General features: G+C 37.5%; 5 protein-coding genes. 2 read left to right on the top strand and 3 right to left on the bottom strand.

What is annotated here, in order from left to right; translation table 11 throughout:
- Window positions 1-255 precede the first annotated feature (255 nt).
- From hemL to GJV77_RS14340, 3 genes are read right to left on the bottom strand one after another with little or no spacing between them, the layout of a single operon-like run.
- On the bottom strand, window positions 256-1,536 hold the full coding sequence (gene hemL / locus GJV77_RS14350; protein ID WP_155037019.1) for a glutamate-1-semialdehyde 2,1-aminomutase: 1,281 nt from the start codon (window positions 1,534-1,536) through the stop codon (window positions 256-258).
- A gap of 2 nt (window positions 1,537-1,538) precedes the next feature.
- Window positions 1,539-2,417, bottom strand: coding sequence for a glucosaminidase domain-containing protein (locus GJV77_RS14345; RefSeq protein ID WP_240142896.1), 879 nt, complete (start codon window positions 2,415-2,417; stop codon window positions 1,539-1,541).
- A gap of 41 nt (window positions 2,418-2,458) precedes the next feature.
- Window positions 2,459-3,340: a 1-aminocyclopropane-1-carboxylate deaminase/D-cysteine desulfhydrase gene (locus tag GJV77_RS14340; RefSeq protein ID WP_155037017.1), complete on the bottom strand. Its 882-nt coding sequence runs from the start codon at window positions 3,338-3,340 to the stop codon at window positions 2,459-2,461.
- A 264-nt stretch (window positions 3,341-3,604) separates the two neighbouring features.
- On the opposite strand from GJV77_RS14340, the gene GJV77_RS14335 reads away from it, so the two are divergent.
- Both GJV77_RS14335 and GJV77_RS14330 read left to right on the top strand, forming a co-directional pair.
- Window positions 3,605-5,596: a urocanate hydratase gene (locus GJV77_RS14335; protein ID WP_155037016.1), complete on the top strand. Its 1,992-nt coding sequence runs from the start codon at window positions 3,605-3,607 to the stop codon at window positions 5,594-5,596.
- A 24-nt stretch (window positions 5,597-5,620) separates the two neighbouring features.
- On the top strand, window positions 5,621-6,160 hold the full coding sequence (locus GJV77_RS14330) for a DUF4136 domain-containing protein (protein ID WP_155037015.1): 540 nt from the start codon (window positions 5,621-5,623) through the stop codon (window positions 6,158-6,160).
- Window positions 6,161-6,216 lie beyond the last annotated feature (56 nt).

The raw sequence follows: 6,216 nt of genomic DNA, 5'->3' as shown, positions 1-6,216 counted from the left end.
GAAGAACTCATAATTAGCTCACTTTTTCAGTGCCCTCCATAACGAGTGTCTTTTTTTATTCCTCTTTTTCCAAATGGTCGGGACATGGTCAGGAGGTGATTGGGATATCTTTTTCACTACCCGATCATGAGGAGTATATTAAAACAAAAAAAGCTACCCTTAAAACTAAAGGTAGCTCCGTATCCATTAAGTAGCTCTCGTTATAAAAAACATTAAAGAAAATGCTCTTTTACAAGACTACTCTATTTCTATTTCCTAAGAAAAAATCTTTCTTACAGCATTAATCGTGTAATCCAGATCCTCGTATGTCAAAGCATCAGTAATAAACCAAGTCTCATAAGACGAAGGAGCAATATATACTCCTTCCGCTAAAAGACCGTGGAAAAACTTTTTAAACGTATCATTGTTACCATATCCAGCTGTATCAAAATCTACAACAGCTCTCTCATCAAAGAATACAGAAATCATAGAACCTACACGGTTAATCGTGTAAGCAATTTCACATTCTTCCAGTACTTGGCGTAAACCTTTCTCTAGATAAGCTGTCTTTTCGTCTAATCGTGTAAACAATTCATTATCCTTTTCTATCTCCTGTAACATCGTCAAACCAGCTGCCATCGCTAATGGGTTTCCAGACAACGTTCCTGCTTGATAAACTGGTCCTACAGGCGCTAAATAATCCATAATTTCACGGCGACCAGCAAAAGCTCCTACAGGTAATCCTCCTCCAATAACTTTACCAAAAGTAACCAAGTCAGCATTCACACCAAACAACTCTTGTGCTCCACCTCGCGCTAAGCGAAATCCAGTCATTACCTCATCAAAGATAAGCAATGCACCAAACTCATCACATAAAGCTCTTAAACCTTCTAAGAAACCTTTTTGTGGAGGTACACACCCCATATTTCCAGCTACAGGCTCTACTATAATAGCAGCCACCTCTGCCTTATTCGCTTCAAAAACAGAGCGTACGTTTGTCAAATCGTTATAAACAGCTAATAATGTATCCTTTGCTGTACCTTGAGTCACACCAGGACTATTAGGAGATCCAAAAGTAACAGCTCCACTACCAGCAGAAATCAAAAATGAATCTGAATGACCGTGATAACACCCTTTGAACTTAATTATTTTTTCTCTATCTGTATATCCACGTGCTAAGCGAATAGCACTCATACAAGCTTCTGTACCAGAATTCACAAATCGAATCTTATCAATATTTGGCACCATCGACACTGCTAATTCAGCAATCTTAGTTTCAATCTCCGTTGGCATCCCGAAAGAAGTACCCAACTTCGCTTTTTCAATTACAGCATCAACAACAGGCGCGTATGCATGCCCAAGGATCATAGGCCCCCATGAATTGATATAGTCAATCAGACGATTTCCATCCTCATCGTATAAGTAAGCTCCCTTTGCCTCTTTCACAAATATGGGTGTTCCACCCACTGATTTAAAAGCGCGTACTGGCGAATTTACTCCACCCGGAATTACTTTTTCAGCTTCAGCGAATAACTGACTACTTCTTTGATACAACATAATTATTTTATTTTTAAAATTTGACCTATTGACAATGACGTTCCAGACAACTTATTCAATCTTTGTATATCCGAAACCGTCGTATTATACTTTCTTGCTATAGCATATAGCGTATCACCCTTCTTCACAATATGCTTCTTTGTAGCTATACTATCAACGCGAGACTCTGTCACTACAACAGAAGAATCGACGTAAGCATCATCATAAACACTTGAAGGAATACCCATAATTGCTAACATTTCCTTATCATAATCCGCTAATGAGTAACGCTCAATCAAACTGATTAATTTATCTGCATACTTTGGATCCGTCGCATAACCTGCTTTTTTCAATCCACGAGCCCAAGCTTTGTAATCATCTTTTGGCAATTCGAACAACGAGCTATATCTACTACGTCCAACTAAAAACAAAGAATGGTCTCTATAAGATTCCGCAGGAGAATCGTACTTTCTAAAACACTCATCTGGTGCATCATCTGTATGTCGTACAGAAGGTCCTTCCCACCCTTTATGACATTTAATACCAAAGTGATTATTTGCATTTCTACTCAATGTTCCTTGTCCTGAACCAGACTCTAATACTCCCTGTGCAAGAGTAATACTAGCAGGAATGCCGTGATTTACCATATTATCCTGTGCAATACCTTTGTACTGTAAAATATAGTTTTGAATCAAATCAGCCGTTACAGTAACTGTAGATGTAGCTGTTAATTCTTGCTTAGTATTAACATCACTTGTAACACGATGATAGTCAACCTTCACCTTTTTTTGTTGTTCTTTTTTACGCATCTCATCTCGATATTGTTCCTTCGAAACGAGCTGCTTAGAACGAACTTTAGTACCTGATAATGAACTCTTTTTTGAACCACAACTTGCAAGCATAATTATGCATACAAATAAAAAACACTTTTTTAGCATATAATTTATTTCCCTTTTATTATATCATTCCACCCTTGCAATCCACCTGTGTGGATTAACAATATTCTTGACCCTTCTTTAAAGACTCCCTGCTGTATCATATCTAACACCCCATAAACCATCTTCCCATTATAGATAGGGTCAAATAACACGCCTGTAGTCATATGCAAATCCTGCAAAAAATCAACCAATTCAGCAGGCACCTTCCCATAACCTCCAAAATGATAGTCATGAACCAATTGCCAATTCTCTTTAACCGTGTACTTTTTAATCTCCGTTGATAAAAAATCTCCTTTCAATGCAGGAAACCCTAAAACCACTTGATTATCAAAAGAAGAATTAATAAGTCCCGCAATAGTACCACCCGTACCTATAGCACAACAAACATAGTCAAAAACTTGATCATCATTCTTTAGAATCTCTTCTGTTCCTTTAATAGCTAACGCATTAGTACCTCCTTCAGGCACCAAATAGAAAGAACCAAACTCAGTAGCTAAACTAGCAATAAATTCAGCATTGGTTCTCTCTCTATAAACAGAACGCGAAACGAACTTAAACCGCATACCATCTTGCTCTGCCTTTAGTAAAGTAGGATTCTCCCGATAACAATTAACCAACTCATCACCTCTAATAACACCAATGGTTTCTATACCCAATATTCTTCCTGCCGCTGCTACAGCAGCTATGTGATTAGAATAAGCACCACCAAATGTCAATAGTTGCTTATATCCTAACTGCTGAGCCTCAGAAATATTATACTTCAACTTGCGAAATTTATTCCCAGAAATCTCCCTATGCAAAAGGTCTTCACGCTTTACATATAATTCAATTCCTAAGGGCAAATTAAGCGTTAAACGTTGATTAAAAACATTTTCTTCCTTAAACAAAATACTCCTTTATTTGATTAAATATAAACAAACTCATCTAGTCAGACAAACCACCTATTTTACAAATTAAATTTTTGTTAAATAAGGATTTACAGCTCGCATACCACACAACTTTCAGTCTTAGCGATACTAAATAATCAAATATTTATTATCTTACAGCCACAAAACAAGCATATATTAAAACAATATGATTACCTAAGGCAAAAGTAAAAAATACTACGTATTTCTAAAGGCCTTAAACTATTAATTATCAAAACTAGTATAATGACATTTCAAGAACAAATAAAACAAGGAATTCCAAATATCTTACCACAACCAAGTGCATACGACAATAATGTCAATCACGCACCAAAACGCAAAGAGATATTGAGTGATGAGGAGAAAAAGCTCGCCTTAAAAAACGCATTGCGCTATTTTGAGAGTAAACATCATGCAACTCTATTGCCAGAATTCAAAGAAGAGCTTGAAAAATACGGAAGAATATACATGTATCGCTTTCGCCCAACGTACAAAATGTATGCACGTCCAATAGACGAGTATCCAGGAAAGTCAACACAAGCAAAAGCAATCATGCTAATGATACAAAACAACTTGGACTATGCAGTAGCACAGCACCCACACGAATTAATTACCTATGGTGGGAATGGTGCTGTCTTTTCAAATTGGGCACAATATCTACTAACGATGAAATATCTATCAGAAATGACAGATGAACAAACGTTAGTCATGTATTCTGGTCACCCGATGGGTCTGTTCCCATCACACAAAAATGCTCCTCGTGTAGTCGTAACCAACGGAATGATGATACCTAATTACTCTAAACCAGATGATTGGGAGAAATTTAATGCCCTAGGAGTCACACAATATGGTCAAATGACTGCAGGAAGCTATATGTATATTGGCCCGCAAGGAATTGTACACGGGACCACTATCACAGTGCTTAATGGAGGTAGAAAGATCGCTAAAGAAGGAGAAGGCCTGACAGGCAAACTATTTGTAACCTCTGGACTAGGAGGAATGAGTGGAGCACAACCTAAAGCAGGAAACATAGCTGGCTGCATAACAGTATGTGCAGAAGTAAACCCTAAAGCTGTACACACAAGACATTCTCAAGGCTGGGTAGATGAAGTAATCACAGATATAAATGAATTAATCACTCGCGTTCAAAAAGCACAGAATAACAAAGAAATTGTTTCTATTGCCTACCAAGGTAATGTCGTAGATATATGGGAAGAGTTTGACAAACACAACTTATACATCGACTTAGGTTCTGATCAAACCTCATTACACAACCCATGGGCAGGAGGCTATTACCCAGTGGGATTAAGCTTTGAAGAAGCTAAGAATTTAATGGCTAATGACCCTGATAAATTCAAAGAACACGTACAAGAGTCCTTAAGGCGCCAAGCTGCAGCAATAAACAAGCATACAGCCAAAGGAACGTATTTCTTCGACTATGGAAATGCATTTTTACTAGAAGCTTCAAGAGCTGGTGCAGATGTAATGGCCGCAAATGGAATAGACTTCAAATACCCAAGTTATGTACAAGACATCATGGGGCCAATGTGTTTTGACTATGGCTTTGGGCCATTTAGATGGGTATGTACATCAGGAAAACCAGAAGACTTAGCTAAGACAGATGCGATAGCATGCGAAGTACTTGAAGCTATGATTAAAGCCTCTCCAATAGAAATTCAACAGCAAATGGCAGATAATATCCAGTGGATAAAAGGAGCTCAAGAAAACAAACTGGTTGTAGGGTCTCAAGCACGTATACTATATGCAGATGCTGAAGGCCGCATTAAAATTGCGAAAGCCTTTAATGACGCTATTAAAGCAGGTAAAATAGGCCCTGTAGTATTGGGACGAGATCACCACGATGTATCAGGAACTGATTCACCATACAGAGAGACGTCTAACATCTATGATGGCTCTAAATTTACAGCAGACATGGCGGCGATTCACAATGTAATCGGAGACAGCTTTAGAGGAGCTACATGGGTATCTATCCACAATGGAGGTGGTGTAGGATGGGGAGAAGTAATCAATGGTGGTTTTGGCATGCTACTTGATGGTACAGTAGAAGCACAAAAAAGATTAGAATCAATGCTATTCTGGGACGTAAACAATGGAATCGCAAGAAGAAGCTGGGCTCGTAATGATGAAGCTATATTTGCTATTCAAAGAGCTATGGAAGTAGAGCCATTGTTAAAAGTTACTTTGCCAAATATAGTATCTGATGACCTTTTGAATTAAAAGAACAACTAAACAAATAGATATATGAGATTCATTAAATTCATTCCAGTTATTGCTATAATGCTATTCGGCATAGCATGTAGTAGTGTAAGAGTAAATACTGATTATGATCAATCAGCTAACTTCTCTACATACAAGACCTTTGCCTTCCTAAAAGAAGGAATTGACGAAGTTAAAGTTAGCGATTTAGATAAAAGAAGAATTCTAAACGCTATTGAAAATGAATTGATTGCCAAGGGATTTGTAAAAGCAAATGAAAAACCAGACTTTATTATAAACATTTTTACCACCGCAACAAAGAATGTAAATATCTCACATAATAATTACTATCGATCATGGGGGTATTATGGCTACGGACCTTACTGGGGGCCTGACCATACAAGTGTCACAACCAACATTGAAGGAACACTATATATAGATGTTTTAGACACAAAGACAAAAAACCTAGTATGGCAAGGTTCTGGACAAGGAGTTATATCACCTAACCAAAAGCCAGAAAAAAAAGAGGAAAGAATTAAAACGTTTGCGAATAAAGTTTTAAGTAACTTCCCTCCAATGAAATAATAAAAAAGCAGGAATTGAATTGAGGGCACTGAAAAAGTCCTAAAATAGTATCAGGG

Origin of the sequence: Myroides pelagicus (assembly GCF_009711055.1) — a bacterium.
GTDB classification, from domain to species: domain Bacteria; phylum Bacteroidota; class Bacteroidia; order Flavobacteriales; family Flavobacteriaceae; genus Flavobacterium; species Flavobacterium pelagicum.
The sequence above is the reverse complement of the archived record's forward strand: the minus strand, read 5'-3'. Positions and strand labels throughout refer to the sequence as shown.